The organism is Burkholderia sp. PAMC 28687, from assembly GCF_001577465.1.
GTDB lineage: Bacteria > Pseudomonadota > Gammaproteobacteria > Burkholderiales > Burkholderiaceae > Caballeronia.
Genome location: NZ_CP014505.1, coordinates 1860449 through 1880249, shown reverse-complemented (window position 1 = coordinate 1880249; position 19801 = coordinate 1860449). Strand labels below are relative to the sequence as shown.

Genomic DNA, 19801 nt, shown 5'->3' with positions numbered 1-19801 from the left:
AAACCCGAGGCCGATTAACCCGGCGGCCATGGGTAAATGAAGAGCATTAAGACGACATGAACACAGGACCCATTATTCGCATTGCGATGCTTCTGGTGTGTGGGCGTGCGCACGAAACCATAAAAGGACTCTCTTTAAACTCGCTTCATCGGCAGCAATAGGCTGCGGCACACGGGTTTCATCATGAAAGTGGCTATTGTTCACGACTGGCTGGTGGTGTCGGGCGGCGCGGAGAAGGTGCTTGAGCAGATGATTGCGTGCTTTCCGCAGGCGGATATCTTCAGCCTCGTGGACTTTCTCGAAGACCGTTCGATTGTTCATAACAAGCCCGTCAAGACGTCCTTTATCCAGCGGCTTCCATATGCGGAAAAGAAATATCGCGGGTATTTGCCGTTAATGCCGCTTGCTATCGAACAGTTTGATTTATCGAGCTACGATCTCATTCTTTCGAGCTCACATGCCGTGGCCAAGGGCGTGTTGGTTGGTCCTGATCAGACGCATGTGAGTTATGTGCACTCGCCGATCCGCTACGCGTGGGACCTGCAGCATCAATACTTGCGTGAAGCGCGCCTCGAGCGCGGTCCGCGGTCATGGGTCGCGCGCATGTTGCTGCATTACTTGCGCAATTGGGACGCGCGCTCGGCTAACGGCGTTGACAGGATCATTGCCAATTCGCAGTTCGTTGCGCGCCGGATCATGAAGAGTTACAGGCGTGAGTCGGCGGTCATTGCGCCGCCGGTCGACGTGCAGGCTTTCGAGGTTGGCAGCGAGAAGGGCGATTTCTATTTGACCGCTTCGCGCATGGTGCCTTACAAGCGCATCGATATGATCGTTGAAGCGTTTGCGTCGATGCCGGATCGCAAGCTCGTGGTGATTGGCGACGGTCCGCAGATGGATCTGGTGCGCGCAAAGGCAACGCCCAACGTGAGTGTTCTTGGCTATCAGACGTTTGATGTTCTGAAGGATCATATGCAGCGCGCCAAGGCATTTGTCTACGCGGCTGAGGAAGACTTTGGCATTGCAATTGTGGAAGCGCAGGCATGCGGCACGCCGGTGATTGCGTTTGGCAAGGGTGGGGCGTTGGAGTCGGTCGTGCCGCTTGGCATGCCGGGGGCGACTGGCATTCATTTTCCTCAGCAGACGGCTGCGTCGCTGTGCGATGCGGTCGAGCGATTTGAGGATTCGCCGCATGCGTTTTCGGCGCAGGCATGCCGGAAGAATGCTGAGCGTTTCAGTGCTGCGGACTTTCGTCGCAAGTTCATTGTCGAGGTGTTGAATACGATGGCGAAGGCGAATCCTGGCGCCGACAGGGATGTATCGGCGATGGCCGCGCGGGCGTTTGTTAAAGCGGCTTAGTCAACAGAAAACGTAAGCAGGACGTTCGCCCGCGCCTTGAAAGCGCGGGCTTTTTGTGTTTGCGGTTTTATTCGTCCAGGTTTTGCGCTTCCGCAACTCGCAGCGCTGCGATTTGATGTACCTGTATCGATTTCGAGAGCAGTCCGGGGTCTCAGTGGAATCGATTCAAGCATCAGATCTTAAAAATATCCTGCATTCCAAGCGCGCCAATCTCTACTACCTTGAACACTGCCGGGTGCTTCTGAACGGCGGCCGCGTCGAATATGTCACAGATGCGGGCAAGCAAAGCCTGTACTGGAACATTCCCATTGCCAATACAACCAGCATTCTGCTGGGTACCGGAACCTCCATTACCCAGGCGGCCATGCGAGAACTGGCCAAGGCCGGCGTCCTGGTCGGTTTTTGCGGCGGCGGTGGCACGCCCTTGTTCAGTGCCACTGAGGTCGATGTCGAAGTAGCCTGGATGTTGCCCCAAAGCGAATATCGGCCAACCGAATACCTGCAAGCGTGGACACGCTTCTGGTTCGATGATGCGCTGCGACTGCACGCCGCGAAGCAACTGCAAGTGTTCCGCCTGCAACGGTTACGGGAAGCCTGGCGCGCGCGCAAGTTGTTCGACGCCGGGTTCAAAGTCGACGTGCAGCGCGTGCAGGCGCTGACAGCCAGTTTCAGCAAGCGCATTGCCGATGCACATGATCTGACTGCGTTGCTGACCGACGAAGCACGCCTGACCAAAGCGTTGTTCAAGCTTGCAGTGGAAGCCGTGGATTATGGCGATTTCACACGAGCCAAGCGCGGTACCGGTACTGACGCCGCCAACCGGTATCTGGACCACGGCAATTATCTTGGCTACGGCCTGGGCGCTACCGCGACCTGGGTCCTCGGATTGCCCCACGGACTGGCCGTTCTGCACGGCAAGACGCGGCGCGGCGGCCTGGTGTTCGACGCGGCCGATCTGGTCAAGGACGCCGTCATCTTGCCGCAGGCCTTTATTTCAGCCATGCGCGGCGACGACGAGCAGCAGTTCCGCCGCCAATGCATCGAGGCGCTGACGCGAGACGAGTCGCTGGACTTCATGATCGACACCCTCAAGACCATCGCGCTCGATACGGCAGGTTTGGTAACTGCAGCGCGGGCGGAAACATGAACGTCCTTTTCGTTTCGCAATGCACGAAACGCGCCCTTGCCGAAACCCGGCGCATCCTCGATCAGTTTGCTGAGCGGCGCGGTGAGCGTACTTGGCAGACGCCGATTACACAGGCAGGACTCGACACGGTGCGCAAACTGCTCAGACAGAACGCACGCAAAAACACCGCGGTTGCCTGTCACTGGATATGCGGAAGAGATCGCAGCGAGTTGCTGTGGATTGTGGGCGATGCACGCCGATTCAATTCAGAAGGGGCCGTGCCCACCAATGCGACGGCGAAAAACGTGCTGCGTGCCGACGATGAAAACACGTGGCACAACCTGCCCACGATCACGGCCATGATTGCGCTGGCCGCGCTGCTGCATGATCTGGGCAAGGCCACGCAGGCGTTTCAGACCCGACTTCGCGGACACGGCTCGCGGGAGCGCAACCATTATCGCCACGAATGGGTCTCGGTTCGGCTTTTCCAGGCGTTCGTCGGAGAAGCACGCGACGACGCGAGTTGGCTGAGCCGCCTTGCAGCTTGCGCGGACGCGCAGATGGACGGCAAGACCTTCGAAGCGCAATGGCTCGATCATCGGGCGGGTCGCCTGTTGCGGGATGGAATGGATGAGCAGGCCGCACTTAGCTTACCGTTCGCGACCATGCCGCCGCTCGCGCAAGCCGCAGCGTGGCTGGTGCTCACGCATCATCGGTTGCCATGCCGTCCGGTTTCACAAAAAGAGTGCAGCACGGACGCCGATGACGACCAACCGAAAAGCCGCTGGAGGCGCTTCGGCGCCCATCTCGACAGTATTGAGACATATCAGTTAAGAGGACTCTTTGAGAAGATCAGTGCGGACTGGAATGAGCCTTGTGAAGACGTTCCTGGCGCTACGGTCGCGCGATATTGGCGGTTCCCCTCGGGCCTACCGGTTGTCCTGGCCCCTTGGCGCAAGCAGGCGGCTCGATATGCTTGCAAGCTGTTGGAGCTTTCCCGGCCCGAGGTCAGCCGGAGCGCGCTCGACGATCCATTCTTAATGCACGTCTCGCGGTTGTGCCTGATGCTGGCCGATCACCACTACTCAAGCATCGAAGACGAACCTCGCCGCAAACGTTTTCGTAATCCGCACTATCCACTCTATGCCAACACGCTCGGAAATCGGAGCATCGAACGCCTGCAACAAACTGGCGCGGGACCATTTTTCAACCAGACGCTCGATGAGCATCTGCTCGGCGTCCAGGCCCACGCATCACTGATTGCTCGCTCGCTACCTTCGCTCGTGCGCAGCTTGCCGGCCTTGCAGAACCATCGCGGTCTTAGAAAACGCAGTGCCAATGCACGTTTTCATTGGCAGGACAAGGCAGCGGATCTGGCTGTCGGTGTGCGTCCGCGCGCGGCTGAACACGGTGCTTTCATCGTAAATATGGCGTCTACCGGCTGCGGCAAGACGCTGGGAAACGCACGCATCATGAACGCGTTAGCGGAGCCGCAACGCGGCATGCGTTGTGTGTTCGCAATCGGGCTGCGTACGCTCACGATGCAAACCGGACGCAGTTTCCAGCACGACCTGGGGCTAAACGATGAGCAACTGGCCATCAAAGTGGGCGGAGCGGCGAGCCGTGCAGTGTTCGATTACTGGGAAATGCAGGCTGAAGCCACGGGTTCGGCCTCTGCGCAGGCATTGCTCGACGAAGGCGGCCAGGTCATGTTCGAAGGCAATGATCAGCATCCGCTACTGGAACGCCTGACCGACGATGCGCAAGTACGCTCATTGATCGCAGCGCCCGTGCTGGTCTGCACAGTGGATCATCTGACGCCCGCCACTGAGAGCACACGTGGCGGACGCCAGATTGCACCGATGCTGCGACTGATGACCGGCGACCTGGTCCTCGACGAGCCGGACGATTTCGATATGGACGACCTGCCCGCCTTGATGCGGCTGGTGCATTGGGCGGGACTCCTGGGCGCGCGGGTGTTGCTTTCGTCGGCTACGTTGCCGCCCGCGCTGGTGCGAGGACTGTATCTGGCCTATCTGGACGGCAGGTCTCATTACCAGCGTAACCGTGGGGAACGACCCACAGAACCGCCGCGCGTTGCGTGTCTGTGGATCGACGAGTTCGCGCAGTCGCACGCCGACTGTGGCGATGGCGAGAGCTTCGCCGATGCACACGAAATCTTCGTGAACAAGCGTTGCGCTCAACTGGCACGCGCCGAAGTCCGGCGCAAAGCCGGGCTCGTGCAACTCCCGGCTGCCTGGCAATCGATGCAAAAACAAACGCGCCGCGAAGCGTTTGCTTGCATGGCGCTCGAACGCGGTTGGGCGCTGCATCAGGACGAGCAAAATCACTGCGTCGATTCGGGGAGCGGCAAGCGAGTGAGTTTCGGTTTGGTGCGCATGGCCAATATTGGTCCGCTTTTCGACGTTGCGATCGCAATGTATCGGCAGGGCGCGCCAGTGCCGAACGTGCGTGTGCATCTGTGTGTGTATCACTCGCAGTTTCCGCTGTTGGCACGGTCGCATATCGAGCAACAACTCGATGCGGTATTCGATCGACGTCCGGGCAAAACCGGCGACGATCCTGCGTTACTGCATCCTTCGGTCCGGGCGCTGCTCGACGCGCATCCGGAGCCGGACCAAATGTTCGTGGTGCTGGCCTCGCCGGTCTGCGAGGTCGGACGCGACTGGGATGCTGACTGGGCAATCGTCGAACCTTCATCGATGCGTTCGTTGATCCAGCTTGCCGGGCGGGTGCGCCGTCATCGGAGTGGGGCGGTTGCGCGGCGGAACATGCTGGTGTTCGATACAAACCTGCGAAATTTCGAAAGGAGCAGCGATAAGGATGCGGTGTTTTGCATGCCGGGATTCGAAAAGAACTCGACGTCGTCATTAGGGAAGCATGAAAGAACGGAGCAACACGATTCTTTAACGCACTTTCACTTGCAGTCGCACCGTCTGACTGATCTCTTGCCAGACGGCGGAAGCGACTGGCCCATCGATGCCCGGCCACGCATTCGGCAAGGGGAGAAGTTGCAGCCGAAGGGTAGCCTGATCGACCTGGAGCATGCCCGGATGCGCGACACCATGTTGCCACGCGATGAGACCAGCAAGCTAATTACACCGGTCAAGCGCGATGCCACGCGGCATTGGTATGTCCGCGATGCTGACGAAGGGCAGCGAATCTTGCTGACTGGACTGTTGCCCCAGCTCCAGCGCTTTCGGGACGACCCGCAGAAGCGGGACGACGTTGTGTTGTTACCGACTGAGGACGAGGATGAGTTGCGCATGCATCGAGTCATAGATCGGCGCGAGCGCGGGCAAACACCTTACGCTGACATTCGCCACTTATTGAGACCGGTTCGTGATTGCTCTCCGGATGGACGAGGCATTGGTCCGTGGTGCTACGTCGATTTGATGGACCTGCTGCGGCAATGGGCGGATTCGCAGGGGCAGAGTTTGTACGACAGTGCGAAACAGGTTGCTACCGCCAGTTTGCCGGCCTCGGAGTCGGATCAAGGGTGGCTGTTTCATCCGGTGCTGGGGTTTAAACCGGCTTGAGGTCTGGTGCTGCCTGTTCGGCAGAAAGGGGTCTTGGGAAGCCAACTTTTAATCTTTCTAAGCTACCTTTTCGGTAGTTATACGAAGTAACTAAAAATTTTACAAACATTGCGGACCAACGTTAAAGGACAGAGCATTATGATTATGCGCGGTGAGTCCAGATGCCGAGAGAAGTAAACTTCTAATCGGATTCGACTGTGGCTTAAGCATTCCCCCAAGCGATCAGATCGCAGGGGAAAAGCTTAGGGTATCTAACAAAAATTAACATTTATAAAGAGGAGGGCCTATCGTGGCTAGCTGTCGCGTGCTCAGAAGAGCTTGAGGCTGGAGATCAGCTTCATTCCCCGGTTCATAGTCACGAACCGGGGATTCTCCCTGATTTTAGTTCGGAAGGAAACTGATGTCTGAATCACCAGTAACGCCAAACCGCCGGCGTTTCCGTGCCGCCATCGATGCATTCCTGCATGACCGGCTCCAGGCAAAGCTCGACAAGCTCCCGCCTGACGACCCAAAACGCTCAGAACTGATTGCGGAACACCAACGCGGTCCCTGGCTTGAAAATGCAGCCGTGCGTGTCAAACAGATTCAGGCCGTCACGCATTCGCTCAAGCCCATTCATCCGGAGGCACGCGGCACCAACCTTTTTGTCTCGCCTGCGAGTCTGTCGCCGCTCGCCGAACTGGGCAGCCATGCGCTTGGCAGCGTCTTTGCAATGGACGTAGTCGGCAACGCCGCGGCGCTCGACGTGTACAAGTTGCTAAAGATAGAAGCCAGCGGGACTACTCTGCTGCAGGCGTTGAGTGCCAATGACGATGATGCTTTGCAAGCGCTCAGCACCGACCCGCTTAAGGCTTCTGCTCTTCGAGATGCGTTCGTCAGTCTCACTGCTGAACGGGAAGGCCAGCCGACTTCACATGTGCGTGCGAAGCAGGTCTACTGGCTGGTAGGCGACGATGCCAACGACGATGCGCAATATTACCTCCTGTCACCGCTATACCCCACGTCGCTGGCTCAAGCCGTGCATGAAGAGATACAGGACGCGCGGTTTGGCGATGCGAACAAAGCGGCGCGTCAAGCTCGTCGCGACGGCGTGCCGCACGATGGGGTCTATCGGGAATACCGAGGTCTTGCAGCTCGACATCTGGGAGGCACAAAGCCTCAAAACATCTCCCAGCTAAACAGCGAACGTCGAGGCATCAATTATCTGCTGGCATCGCTGCCACCGGTTTGGCAAAAGCAGCGCAACTTCCGTCCGGTCAACGCAAAATCGATTTTCGATCGAGCCTTTGGCGCGCGCCCTCCGGTGCGCGCCATCGTCCGGGATTTAACTGCGTTTCTGCTCAGCAATCCGCGACCAAATGAAGATACGCGCAAACGTGTCAAGAGCCTCGTGAACAGTCTTGTAGACGAGCTGGTCATCTATGGCGCTGAACTGTCGCACCAACCCGCGGGGTGGACAACGGAGTCGCTATTCGATGATCTGGCCGACGAAGAGAAGCTATGGCTGGACCCGTATCGGGCGGACCTGCTAGAAGAAACCGCGTTCGCCAGTCGATGGCAATTCATGGACTGGCCCGCTCTTATTGCTCAGCGGTTCGGCAACTGGCTCAATGGTCAACTGCGGGACAAGCTGCCCAAGGTCGAATACATAGAGTCCAAGGAATGGCGCCGGATCTGCATGGGCGAGGACGGGTCCTGGATACAAGAATTGCGCCGTATTCGCGATCTGCAAGATGCACCCGGATACATTCCTGTGCGCAAGACACATGATGAGCTGACTGTACTGCGGAAGAACAAATGAGCCATTCAACAAAGGACGTCACAACAAAAGCACTGCTTGTCCTTCCACATCTGCGAGTGCAAAACGCCAATGCAATCTCCAGTCCGCTTACTCATGGTTTTCCATCCATCACTGCATTTACCGGTCTGATGTGGGCGTTGCAGCGCAAGCTGACAGCCGCTGGATTACCACTGAAGCTGCGGCAAGTAGGAGTGATCTGTCATCACCATGAGGAGCAGTTGACAGACGGCTATGTGAAAACGTTTCGGTTGACCCGCAATCCTGTGGACAGGGATGGAGCCACGGCGGCCATCGTGGAGGAAGGCCATATTCACCTGGAATTGACCGTGATGTTCCAGTTGACGGTGCCTGCGTCGCAACTATTGGCGAGTGGCGCCGGGTCCACGGCGGATCAGCGAGCGCAGATGTCCGAATGGGCCGCGCGCGTTGCAGAGATCGTGGCGTGCATGCGGATTGCCGGCGGGACGCTGCTGCCAACAGGTTCCATGCCGGGAAGGCGCACGCGAGCGTGGATGGAACCGATCTCGGAGGACGAAGAGGCACAGGCCCTGGTATTCGCGCGCTGGCGATATCAGTGGTTGCCCGGCTATGCGCTGGTCGGACGCGATGATTTGCTGGCGGAACGTCATCGGACTATGCGCGACGCACTGCCTGATGCCACGTTGCTCGATGCCTGGCTCGACGCAGCGCGATTCAACTTCAAACCTGTGCCTGGCGATCCGTCCAAGAGCACGCCGGGAAATTCCAAAGCCGAAAAGCAGCGCTGGGCGGATCCGTCAAAACAAAAGGGCGACGGCTGGACGGTACCCATACCCGTCGGCTATGCCGCCCTGACAAAACCATTGCCGGCTGGCGCCGTCGCCAACACGCGCGATGCGTCCACGCCCTGCGTGTTTGTTGAGTCGGTTTATTCGTTCGGTCAATGGATTAGTCCGCATCGGCTCAACCACGTGCAGGAAATCCTGTGGCGGCCCGAAACCGATGCGGCTATCGGTTTGTATCGCTGCCGCAGCGGTTATGTCCACGCCGGGTCCGCCACCAGTTTGGCCGGCGACGACATTCCCGATTTCGACTGAATCTGTCTGCCATCACCTTTTTTACAGGATGTTTATCGTGTCTGAAAAATTGATTACCGCTTCTGTTCTCGCTTTCGAACGCAAACTTGATCCGTCCGATGCCGTTTTTAATGCAGGCAATTGGGATGACCGCGCTAACGCAGCGGCCTGGCCACCGATTCGTCTTCGTGAGAAATCGGTGCGCGGCACGATCTCGAATCGACTCAAGACCAAGGATCAAGATCCGGCCAAGCTGGATGCTTCCATAACGAACCCCAACTTGCAGACAGTGGATGTCGCCACGCTGCCAGTTGAAGCCGACACGCTCAAAGTGCAGTTCACCTTGCGCGTGCTCGCCGGTGCGGGTACGCCTTCGGCGTGCAACAGCGCCGCGTATCGGACCAGACTGCTGGGTGCGGTGAATGACTATGTCGGGCAACACGGCTTCATCGAACTGGCGAATCGCTACGCAGCCAACTTGGCGAATGGACGCTTTCTCTGGCGTAACCGGATCGGAGCGGAGAGCGTTCAGGTTGAAGTGGCGCAACTGCGGAACGGCCAGCCCGGACAAGTCTGGTCATTCGATGCACTGACCCAAAACCTACGTGCGCTGAACGAACTTGATGAGAACGTCAAAACGCTGGGCGGGCTGATCGCCGAAGGCCTGGCAGGGCGTATGCATGTATTGCTCCAAGTGACTGCTTACGTGCGTCTCGGGTGCGGGCAGGAAGTCTTTCCGTCGCAGGAACTGATTCTCGACAAGAACGACAGCAAAAAAAGTCGGACGCTGTATTGCGTGCAGGACGTGGCGGCAATGCATTCGCAAAAGATCGGCAATGCTGTGCGAACAATCGATACCTGGTATGAGGACGCGCAGGAACTTGGTCCGATCGCGGTGGAGCCCTATGGATCGGTCACCACGCAAGGCAAGGCGTATCGTCAGCCTAAGCAAAAGCAGGACTTCTACACGTTGCTGGATGACTGGCTGCTCAAAGACCAGGCGCCGCCTTTGGAGCAGCAACATTTTGTCATGGCCGTGCTCATTCGCGGCGGGGTGTTTGGCGCCACGAGCTGATAGCCATGACGACACATTTTATCGATATAACCTTGTTGCCCGATCCAGAGTTTAGCCAGGCGCATCTGTTCGGCGCGCTTGTGGCGAAACTGCATAGGGCGCTGGTGCAGCTTCGGACCGACGACATCGGCATCAGCTTTCCCGAATATAGCTTGCGTCCGCGCTCGCTCGGGCGGGTGCTACGGCTGCACGGCGGTGAACCGGCTTTGCTGGGTTTGATGAAGCACGCCTGGCTTCAAGGCATGCGCGATCATGTGGCAGTGACGGCGGTCGGGTTGGTACCGGCTGGAGCGACGCATCAGATCGTGCAACGCCGTCAGTTCAAGACGAATGCTGATCGCATGCGCCGCCGCCGTATGCAACGCAAGGGCGAAAGCATGGAGCAAGCGGCCGAGGCAATTCCCGATAGCGTTGAGCGAACGCCGAATCTGCCTTACGTACAGATACGAAGCGCGAGTACGGGGCAGCCGTTTTGTTTGTTTATTGAGCAGGTTGGGGTGCCAGCAGGAGCGTTGGGACCGTTTAATAGTTATGGGCTGAGTCAGGGAGCGAGCGTGCCATGTTTCTAGCCCCTTTTTTCTGGACTGGTTTTAGGTTGTTGGTAAATCAATGAGTTAGCGATGAGGCGACGATTTGGGTAAATTGCAGGGCCAGTCGGGATATTCTTTGAAATCAATGCGTTAAGGTAAGGCTCGTCTAGTTTGCTGCCGCACAGGCAGCTCAGAAAGAGTGGAGCGCGGACGAGAAAGCGCCGCCAGAATTTGCTGCCGCACAGGCAGCTCAGAAAATATGCGTGCTCGTGCTGCGCAATGGATTCACGTTTGCTGCCGCACAGGCAGCTCAGAAATTTGCCTCATCGGGTAGCGTCGATAGTCGTTCGTTTGCTGCCGCACAGGCAGCTCAGAAAAACAGGGTATCGCGCGCGATTTCATGATCGCTGTTTGCTGCCGCACAGGCAGCTCAGAAAAACCCAGGTCGTCCACTGAAGGCCGTCGTACGGTTTGCTGCCGCACAGGCAGCTCAGAAATCGATGACGCTCGGCGCGCGCGGGATCTTCATGTTTGCTGCCGCACAGGCAGCTCAGAAACGAGCCGGACCCGCAAAGCGGCGAAGTCATCGGTTTGCTGCCGCACAGGCAGCTCAGAAACCGTCGACCCACTGCGGGTTCAAGACCACTCCGTTTGCTGCCGCACAGGCAGCTCAGAAAACTGAAATCTCAGCGGCGGTACGGATTTCTGCGGTTTGCTGCCGCACAGGCAGCTCAGAAAGATGACGGGGCCACCAGAGGCGCGCACGTACAATTTGCTGCCGCACAGGCAGCTCAGAAAATCCTCAACAGCGCAAAGCAGCGGCCGATGATGTTTGCTGCCGCACAGGCAGCTCAGAAATACCGCCTCAGCTAGCTCCGTGTCTTTAGTTAGTTTGCTGCCGCATAGGCATCTCAGAAATCCACGATCTTAGAAGAGGCGAATTTTTCGCGTGTTCGCTGCCGCGCAGGCAGCTCAGAAAGACTAGGGCGACTAAGGCCGTTCCCGTGGTTTGTTCGCTGCCGCGCAGGCAGCTCAGAAAATCAATCCGAGCCGCGAAGCAAAGCCCGTCCAAGTTCGCTGCCGCGCAGGCAGCTCAGAAAGGGCTAACAACGCGCTTGATGCGATGCGTGAGGTTTGCTGCCACACAGGCAGTTCAGAAATATTTACTGTTCTGCGAATCGGCGTACCCCTTGTTTGCTGCCGCACAGGCAGCTCAGAACCCACTGTGCTCGAAGGCTGCTGCGCCATCAGAGGTGTGCACGCGAACGCACCAGTTTTGAACGCACCGCGATCCTTCGTCGAGATCAATCGAAATTGATTACTTCAACTTGACGTTGATAACAACTGGTGGAATCACTTCACGTAATTTAAGAAATTACTGAGCTTGCTAATGTGAGCTTGGGCATTAAGATTTCGCCCCGCTCGGAGTATTCCTATCTGTGGCACAACAGGTTTCGTACCGTTGCTTCGCAGTAGGAACAATTCTGACCCCGGATGACGGAATTTTGATTCGCAGTCCGTGTCGCCCACTTTCGCCGTAGCTGAAGGCCTGCGTTTTTGGTGCGACAGGATTTAGCACAGCTCGCATTAGCTCACGGTTATGACGCGTAGCGCGCCAGAACGAACTGCTTCTCGAACGGCATGGCGCTGATATTCCGGTCCAGCACGCGGTCCGAGTCCGCGTAAAAACAATAGTAATAAGAAGAGAGAAGCATGAATCAGGGTCGTTTGAGGTCAGTGCTCACCCGCATGCGCACGATGGTGCCCGTTGCAAAGTCCGCGAGCGCTCAAGCTAAAAGCGAAGCAGCGATCAATCAGGCCGCGCCCAAAGTCGTTGCGGTACCGCCGCGCGCCACCTGGTTCGCCACTCGCAAGTCCACCTTCGCCGCGCTCTGCCTGTTCGGTCTGCAACCGCTTCTCATCGATGTAGCGCACGCGCAGGCCACGCTGAGCAAGGCAGTCTGATCGGCAGTACCGATGGCAGCGTGCACATGCAGGCCGGGAGCACGCTGCACGTGACGGGGTCGGATATCGTTGCGGCGCAAGATGTGACGGGCGTGGCGGCGAATGTCGTCATCGATGGCTCGCAGACGAACCGTCATCACGATGAAACGCACGAGTCGAGGACGACCGGGTTCTCGATCACGGCCAGTGCGCCGGTGATCGATGCCGCGCAGAACACACTTCGACAAGCCAGTTCAGGCGCACGAAGTCAAGATGATCGCGCGAGTGCCTTGCACGTAATGGCGGCGGCAAGCGGTGCTTACGATGCAGCAGGCGCAGCGAACGGTGCGGCGCAAGATCTGGCTGCGGGCAAGATGCCTGACGCGAAGCTCGAACTGAGCTGGGGTTCATCGAGCAGTAAGTCGACGTTCACGCAGGACAGCTCGAACACCACCGGTTCGACGGTGAAGGCTGGCGGCACCGCGGCGTTTGTTGCCACGGGCGGGAACGTCGATATCGCCGGTTCCGATGTGAACGCCAGCAATGTGATCCTGAGCGCGGCGAATCAGGTGAATCTCACGAACAGCACGGATACCGACAGCACGCGCAGCACGAATGAATCGAAGAGCACGGGCGTGGGGGTATCGGTGGGAACGGGTGGAATCGGTGTCGATGCGTCGATGTCCAAGGCGCATGGGAATGCAAACTCGGATTCAACTGCAAGCAACAACACGCATATCAACGCTGCGAACAACGCGACCATTATTAGCGGCGGAGATACCAACCTGATCGGCGCGAATGTGAATGGCAAGTCGGTATCAATGGATGTGGGCGGGAATTTAAATATCGCACCGACTCAGGATACGAGCACGAGCGCGGCGAAGCAGGACAGCACGGGCGGAGGCATTGCGATCAGCGCGGGCGGTGCATCGGGTAGCTTCAATCACAGCAGCGGTCGTGCGAACGGCAACTATGCAGGCGTGACGGAACAAACTGTGATTCATGCGGGAACGGATGGTTTCGACATTACCGTCAAGGGCGGCACTGACCTGAAAGGTGGGTTAATTGCCAGCGATGCTACACCCGATAAAAACACGCTGACTACCGGCACGCTCACTTTCTCGGACATCCAGAATAGTTCGAGCTACGATGCGAAATCGAGTGGTTTCGGCGGTGGCGCGTCGACGGGCAACGGTGGCAACACGTACGCCACACACGGCAATACATCGGGCAGCAACACCGGCGGCATTGCGCCAATGCTTACACGCAGGCTCAAGTCGAAGATCAATTGCGGATCATGGGCGCGACGGTGAACGGCACGGTCGAGAGCGGCGCGGCAGTGACGCTGATTGGTCAAGCCCCGAGCGACGCCAGTGCAGGTTGGATGAGCGCTGGTCAGACTGCTGACGGCAAGCCGATCCGGACCCAGACCGCCGTCGCGGCCGATCCACAGCTCCAGGCTTACATTGTGAAGAACTATGCGTCGGCGGCGCCTGGCGCTGTGCCGAGCACCGTGAGCGGTTACACAGCTTCGTCTACGCAGCCGCAGATCGGGCCGCAGTATGATTCGTCGGGATCGACGGGGAGCGTTTGTCCGCGTGGCGATTGCGGTGTTGTAAATACAACGATCAACACCACAGTCAATCCTCCGACGAGGGCGCAACTGGCAACGGCAACGGACCTTGGTTCTACCGCGATGGGAGTGGCTGCCATCTGGCTCCCTCCGCCCTTTGATGTTGGCGCCTTAGTCGGGGCTGCTGGGATGAAATCCGCTAACTACGCACTTAGTCCACCGAGTTCGTCATCAATTCTGTATGACATTGCTACGACGTTTGCGGGCTTGGCTATTCCGCAAGGCCGCGGCGTGCAGACGCTCTTTACGTTTGGAACGTCGGCAGCACAGCCGTACGTTATTCCGAATCAGAAATAACTTGTTCACGCTTCCTTGCCTTGAGAACCTAAAATGCGCGATCAGCCAAACAATGACAATTTGACATCCTTCGAGAAGCGCGCATATCGCCTATTCTCGTATGTAGCGTTGGCCGGTGTCGTAGCTTGTATCTTGGTCGTCCGTCAGCCTCACACCGAGGAGGCAAAGTTAGTGATCAACATCGTTGGCTTTGTTTGCCTGATCATCGGCGTCATCTTCGGCTGGGGCTACAACAAAGATATCCGCGTTCTAGACCTTAGAAAATATAACGGTTCTTAAAAAGGCTTGGAGAGTTACAAAGACGACGATCAAGACAAGTCTCAGTAACAACGAACCCGACTAAGGCCGGGTTCGTTGTTCTTACGAGCGTGGTTCACGCTGGCGTGATGATCAATGGGCCCTCTTGAACATGAATACAGACACGACCGTCGGGTTTGAATCCAGCTTGCTCGAGCCATCGGCCCATAAGCCTGATACGCGGGATAGGCCGTTGCGTGGGCGGTGGCCGGTGCGGCGGGTAAACGGTCCATCGAGTGGCGCGCTCGTAGGCCATAAAGCGTTCGGTAGAGGTCGAGCTCGATTTAAGATTGGCGTCAACCATGGTCAACTCCTTCTGTGAGTTGGGGGTGGAAAGAAGGCGGTACGTATCGAGCGGAAATGCAGGCGGCGGGCGCGGCGCTCGTGGGTGGTTTGGGTGGAGGCATAGCGAGTGCGGCAGGTTCAGCAGCGGGAGGCGGTTTGGCATCGATATCGGCAGGCAAGCTCAACGCACTGAGCGATTCAATTGCCAACTCTAGCCCGACGGGTAACGCGGATATCGATAGAACGCTGGGCAACATCGTGGCGAACGTCATTGCCACGGGTGCGGGCGGAGCGGTTGGCGGCAATGCTGGCGCGATCGCGGGATACAACGACGACCGATTCAATCGGCAACTTCACCTGGATGAGAGGCAGTGGGCCACGAGAAACGCGATGGACTTTGCGGCGGTTTACAAGGCTCAGACTGGGCAGGACCTGACGCCTGATCAGGCGCAAAGCATGTTGCTGGCGAACGGTTATCGGTTGGTCGATGCAGCGGCCAGCAAGGGGCCGGGCGGTGATGCAGTGGCGGTGGCCTACATCAGCCAATATGCCGGGACACTGTTTAGCGCAACATCGGCCGAGTACAACAGTCCGTTCATGGGCGGTAACAAGAATGGCTCCTTGACGCCGGAGCAATTGACGATGCCAGGGCATGAGGCACATCCACAGATTGGCGTTGCTGTGGGTGCGGGGCTTGGCCTGGTTGCGCTGGGTGCCGTTGCACCGACGGTCGCCACGGCGTGGGGGGCGGGCACGGTGTATGACTTCGTTGGTGATGCGATCAGCCATGGCATGGGACTGTCGCCGGACGCTCCGAATTTTACGAAGTCGTTCACGGTTGGTGGTGTGACGGGCGCAATGGCACCGCTTCTTCCGCCATTGACTACGCTTGGTACCGGCGTTGCCGGAAAAGTTGCGATGGGTGGGTACAACGTAGCGGTTGGTGGCGTGAGAGCCTTTGGAGCGACTGCTATAACGAATTCAAGCAGTAATCCTATGATGTCCGGCGCGCTCGGTGCGGGGGCTGGGATTATTGGCTCAGGGTTTCAATATGCTTTGCCAGGACCGGTGGGAGCATTCATGCAGGTTCTGCTAGGGCCAGCGCAAACCGCTATCGAATCGCAAGGGAAGAAGAAATGAGCGAAAGTTTGCTTGATAGAAGAAGAGGGCTGTATCGGAGATTTGCATTCGCATAAGCATGTTGGCTTTGTTTGCCTTTGCTCGTACTAGTGTTCTCGCTAGCTCAAGGGGGCGGGTGGAAACCAGTTATGACGGGGTCTGCAATCTATCTAACGGTCTTCTCCGGGATAACGTATCAGTTCATCAAAGAGCTTCGGGCTTTAAAGCGGGAGGAGCAAAGCACAGAGAGTCCGGCCAATAAGGGCGAGTAGTAACAACGAACCCGGCCGTGGGTGGGTTCGTTGTTTATAGAGCTTGGTTTGATGTTCATTACTGACGAGGCCACATTGTTGTGGAAATACCATGTTCTCAAAAGAAAATCCGGAGTTTCGTCGTCCCCTGGTAGGACCGCGCCGTTCCGCGTGGCCCTATCGATTCGCTGAATTGTTCTTCGGTACGATCGCGAAGGCGACGATGGTCATTGCCGTTCTGCTTCTCGTTGTTCTCAATCTTCTCAGCGGAGGCGCGGGTATGGACCTTCCGACAACTGGCAAAGGTTGGCGAAATCTTCTTATGCTTATTCTGGCGATCCTCATCATTGTTGCCATCGGCATATATTTCTTTAGTCCTATGATGAGTCACCCGCGCCCCTGATCTGATCGAGCGGCTCAGCGGCTGCATGCGCAAGCATGAACGTGGACCGCTACAACCGGCAGTTGCATCCGCAGGAAAAGACGACGGCGCAGAAGATCGCAGCAACGGCAAAGGCTCAAGGACTAACCAACGTCGATGGATCAGCGATCACGATCGCACAGATTGAAAACTCCATGCGCGGGGCGAGCAGTAGCCAGTATGGTGAGACTGCCGTGAACCGCCCCGGGTTTGATGGAGGCTCCAACTCTTGAGAGAATGGAGCCATGAGCAAGCCAAGCCAATTTTTCCCCGAAGTCCGAGAGCGCGCCGTTCGTCTGGTGCGCGAGCAGCGTGGCGAGCATTCGTCACTGTGGGCAGCTGTTGAAACCATTGCGCCGATGATCGGTTGTTCGAGCCAGACGCTGTTGGGCTGGGTCAAGCGTGACCAGATTGACAGCGGCGGGCGCGAAGGCGTAAGCACGTCGGAACGCGAACGCCTCAAGACGCTGGAACGTGAGAACAAGGAACTGTGCCGCGCCAACGAGATTCTGAAGTTGGCGAGCGCGTTTTTCGCCCAGGCGGAGCTCAACCGCCGTCTGAAGTCCTGAAGGCCTTCGTCGATCAACATCGCGACGCCTTCGGGGTCGAGTCGATCTGCAAGGTCTTGCGGATTGCCCTGTCGGGCTATTGGCGTCATGCCGCACAGCTTCGCGATCCGTCGCGGCGCTGTGCTCGCGCGATACGCGATGAACGTCTGCAACCCGAGATCAAGCGTGTCTGGCAGGCCAACATGCAGGTCTACGGCGCGGATAAGGTCTGGAGCAGATGAACCGGGAGCGCATCGAGGTGGCTTGCTGCACCGTTGAACGATTGATGAGGCGACTGGGTTTGCGTGGCGTGATGCGAGGCAAGCGTGTTCGCACGACGGTCCCCGATGCCTGCGCCCCGCGCCCGCTGGATCGGGTCAATCGCCAGTTCAACGCTTCGCGGCCAAACCAGCTTTGGGTCTCGGACTTCACCTACGTCTCGACGTGGCAGGGCTGGCTGTACGTCGCGTTCGTGGTCGACGTGTTCGCTCGGCGGATCGTTGGCTGGCGCGTCAGCACGTCGATGACCACGGACTTCGTTCTGGATGCGCTTGAACAGGCGCTTTACGCGCGGCGACCAGGCGACGACGGAACGCTGATACACCACTCCGACAGAGGTTCGCAATACGTCAGCATTCGCTATTGCGAGCGGCTCGCCGAAGCGGGCATCGAACCGTAGGTCGGCAGTCGGCAGTCGGGGCGACAGCTACGATCATGCCCTCGCTGAAACGATCAACGGCTTGTACAAGGCTGAACTGATTCATCGCCGCACCTGGAAAACACGCGAGTCCATCGAGTTGGCAACGCTGGAATGGGTGGCCTAATTCAATCACCATCGGCTGATGGAACCGTTCGGCTATATCCCGCCCGTTGAAGCTGAGGCAAACTACTACCGGCAACTTGAAATACCTGCCGTTGAACCCGCATCAACTTAAACCAACCAGCCTCCACGATTCCCGGGGCGGTTCAATAGCACTTCTGATATGCAAGCACCGCAACGACGAACTATAGCAATGTCCCGTTTTTTCACGAGTCGGTCCGACCTTGTCTCGACCATCACTACCATTTTATATTTCCTCTTTTACGTTTGGTTTGGCAGTGGGGGCCGTAATTTTGTTTGCTGTCTATGTGTTCGGCCTTCCACGCGGTTTAGATACATATCGAGTGGCGCCCGTGCTCTTTCCTGCGGTCGGCGGAATCATGTTTTTGGGGGCGTTACGAACGCGATTACTGCGACGACCGTGTAAAACAAGATACGGCATAATCAGTCCGCTCGAACCCGGTTGGTCAACCTCGGTGAACGCGCAAATTTTAGCTGGCGTATTTTGCTTTTTATTCGGAATACTCGTAAATCTCTAAGAAATAGATGAACCTAACTTGGAAACTCGGTTGCAGGCTCAAACCCGACCGGTGATGCGAACGTCAGTTAGGCACTCGCGAACATCATAGCGAACGTCATCGCAACGGCTGCGGGCGGCGCGGGTACGTTCTCCAATTCGGACGCGCCGTGGTCGGGTTTGGCGTCCGTGGAGAGTGGTTTGTGCTGGCGTGATGGTCAACCCGCCGTGTCCCAGACCTGCTTGCGTGCGGGGATTACACTCCGAGTGGAGGGAGCTAGGAGCATCGAGGGGTTCACATTCTTACTACGCACCTTCCATGTAATAAGCGATCCTAATCACACTCTGAGCGCGGTTCTACTATGGAGACAATAAGTATGCTCGACACGGCATTTCAGGCATTGGTTGATACGATTGCAGCTCAAGGTTTTCAACTCCTGGCAACCCAGTGGGCAGGCCGAACGGCGGTCTATCCTCTTGTCTGCCAGAATGGACATCGGTTTGCGCGCCATGGCTCGCGCTTGCTGACGGGCAACACAACCTGCCTGGAATGCAAGGCTGACGATATAAGCAAACGATTTTTCGATGTCTTGACCGAGCGCGACTTCAAGTGCGATCGCGATGTATTCCATGGATTGACAACGCCGCATTCCTTCACTTGCAGCAAGGGTCATGCGTGGCAAGTGCAGGCGCGCAAGATCATGGAAGGGTCGGGCTGTCCGCGTTGCGCTATTGAACAGAGGTCCATTTGCAACAGGTTGCCTGATGGATTGACGAAATTACAGGAGATTTCGCTAAAACGCGGCGGCCGGTGCCTTTCCCCTTCTTATCTTGGAATGAGACGGCGGCATCTATGGGAGTGCGCCGATGGACACCAGTGGCAAGCCGTCGCGGCAAAAATTGTTGAGGGCAGTTGGTGTCCGCATTGTGCGAGGGCGCGGCATGGCGAAGTGCGGCGCAGTCGCGACGGGTTGGAGCGTTTGAGAGCAGTTGCGCGATCTCGCCGCGGAGAATGTCTGGACGATCTCTATGAGGGCGCGAATCTAAAATACCGGTTTCGCTGCGAGCGGGGACACGAATGGGCGGCAGTCGGAAATCTGGTGCTCGGCGGGACATGGTGCGGACGTTGCGCTAACCTGGCGAAGCGCCGCACACTGGAGCAGATG

General features: G+C 57.6%; 16 protein-coding genes, 1 pseudogene, 1 CRISPR repeat array and 1 other annotated feature. Of the genes and pseudogenes, 15 read left to right on the top strand and 2 right to left on the bottom strand.

Going from position 1 to position 19801, the window contains the following annotated elements; genetic code table 11:
* The first annotated feature begins 183 nt into the window (after positions 1-183).
* The 11 genes from AX768_RS08540 to AX768_RS08490 all read left to right on the top strand — a co-directional run bounded on the left by AX768_RS08540 (position 184) and on the right by AX768_RS08490 (position 14656).
* A complete protein-coding gene (locus tag AX768_RS08540; RefSeq protein WP_061999596.1) occupies positions 184-1356 on the top strand; it encodes a glycosyltransferase family 4 protein in 1173 nt (390 codons plus the stop codon).
* Positions 1357-1510: 154 nt separating this feature from the next.
* Positions 1511-2503 carry a type I-F CRISPR-associated endonuclease Cas1f gene (gene cas1f / locus AX768_RS08535; protein ID WP_061999595.1) on the top strand — a complete coding sequence of 331 codons (993 nt, stop codon included), beginning with the start codon at positions 1511-1513 and terminating at the stop codon, positions 2501-2503.
* Positions 2500-6042: a type I-F CRISPR-associated helicase Cas3f gene (gene cas3f, locus AX768_RS08530; RefSeq protein WP_061999594.1), complete on the top strand. Its 3543-nt coding sequence runs from the start codon at positions 2500-2502 to the stop codon at positions 6040-6042. Before cas1f ends, cas3f begins: the two co-directional genes overlap by 4 nt.
* A 400-nt stretch (positions 6043-6442) precedes the next feature.
* A complete protein-coding gene (gene csy1 / locus AX768_RS08525; RefSeq protein WP_061999593.1) occupies positions 6443-7843 on the top strand; it encodes a type I-F CRISPR-associated protein Csy1 in 1401 nt (466 codons plus the stop codon).
* Positions 7840-8919, top strand: coding sequence for a type I-F CRISPR-associated protein Csy2 (gene csy2, locus AX768_RS08520; RefSeq protein ID WP_061999592.1), 1080 nt, complete (start codon positions 7840-7842; stop codon positions 8917-8919). The genes csy1 and csy2 overlap by 4 nt, the downstream gene beginning before the upstream one ends.
* Before the next feature lie 37 nt (positions 8920-8956).
* Positions 8957-9973, top strand: a complete 1017-nt coding sequence (csy3, locus tag AX768_RS08515; protein ID WP_062000883.1) for a type I-F CRISPR-associated protein Csy3 — start codon at positions 8957-8959, stop codon at positions 9971-9973.
* Positions 9974-9978: 5 nt separating this feature from the next.
* A complete protein-coding gene (gene cas6f, locus AX768_RS08510; RefSeq protein ID WP_061999591.1) occupies positions 9979-10542 on the top strand; it encodes a type I-F CRISPR-associated endoribonuclease Cas6/Csy4 in 564 nt (187 codons plus the stop codon).
* A gap of 131 nt (positions 10543-10673) precedes the next feature.
* Positions 10674-11723: a CRISPR direct-repeat array (repeat unit 27 nt; unit sequence TTTGCTGCCGCACAGGCAGCTCAGAAA).
* Between the two features lie 493 nt (positions 11724-12216).
* On the top strand, positions 12217-12468 hold the full coding sequence (locus AX768_RS08505; protein ID WP_155524201.1) for a hypothetical protein: 252 nt from the start codon (positions 12217-12219) through the stop codon (positions 12466-12468).
* Between the two features lie 26 nt (positions 12469-12494).
* Positions 12495-13760: a hemagglutinin repeat-containing protein gene (locus AX768_RS08500; protein ID WP_061999589.1), complete on the top strand. Its 1266-nt coding sequence runs from the start codon at positions 12495-12497 to the stop codon at positions 13758-13760.
* Entirely contained in the window at positions 13745-14377 is a 633-nt protein-coding gene (locus AX768_RS08495) for a hypothetical protein (protein WP_061999588.1), read from the top strand. Before AX768_RS08500 ends, AX768_RS08495 begins: the two co-directional genes overlap by 16 nt.
* Before the next feature lie 33 nt (positions 14378-14410).
* Entirely contained in the window at positions 14411-14656 is a 246-nt protein-coding gene (locus tag AX768_RS08490) for a hypothetical protein (RefSeq protein WP_061999587.1), read from the top strand.
* Positions 14657-14750: 94 nt separating this feature from the next.
* Here AX768_RS08490 and AX768_RS34415 read toward each other — a convergent pair whose 3' ends face one another.
* A complete protein-coding gene (locus AX768_RS34415) occupies positions 14751-14930 on the bottom strand; it encodes a SymE family type I addiction module toxin (protein WP_442857254.1) in 180 nt (59 codons plus the stop codon).
* 185 nt (positions 14931-15115) lie between these two features.
* Here AX768_RS34415 and AX768_RS08485 point away from each other — a divergent pair, with 185 nt between their 5' ends.
* The 4 genes and pseudogenes from AX768_RS08485 (at position 15116) to AX768_RS08465 (ending at position 18233) form a co-directional block, all read left to right on the top strand.
* Positions 15116-16099: a hypothetical protein gene (locus AX768_RS08485; protein WP_155524199.1), complete on the top strand. Its 984-nt coding sequence runs from the start codon at positions 15116-15118 to the stop codon at positions 16097-16099.
* A gap of 342 nt (positions 16100-16441) precedes the next feature.
* On the top strand, positions 16442-16732 hold the full coding sequence (locus AX768_RS08480) for a hypothetical protein (RefSeq protein ID WP_082778778.1): 291 nt from the start codon (positions 16442-16444) through the stop codon (positions 16730-16732).
* Between the two features lie 35 nt (positions 16733-16767).
* The gene (locus tag AX768_RS08475) at positions 16768-16983 is read left to right on the top strand and encodes a hypothetical protein (protein ID WP_061999584.1); all 216 of its coding nucleotides are present in this window, start codon (positions 16768-16770) and stop codon (positions 16981-16983) included.
* Positions 16984-16995: 12 nt separating this feature from the next.
* Positions 16996-18233: pseudogene (locus AX768_RS08465) on the top strand (IS3 family transposase).
* Positions 17274-17390: a sequence feature (AL1L pseudoknot), on the top strand. It overlaps the preceding pseudogene by 117 nt.
* Before the next feature lie 740 nt (positions 18234-18973).
* On the opposite strand, the gene AX768_RS32685 reads toward AX768_RS08465, so the two are convergent.
* On the bottom strand, positions 18974-19267 hold the full coding sequence (locus AX768_RS32685) for a hypothetical protein (RefSeq protein ID WP_086384065.1): 294 nt from the start codon (positions 19265-19267) through the stop codon (positions 18974-18976).
* Between the last annotated feature and the right edge of the window lie 534 nt (positions 19268-19801).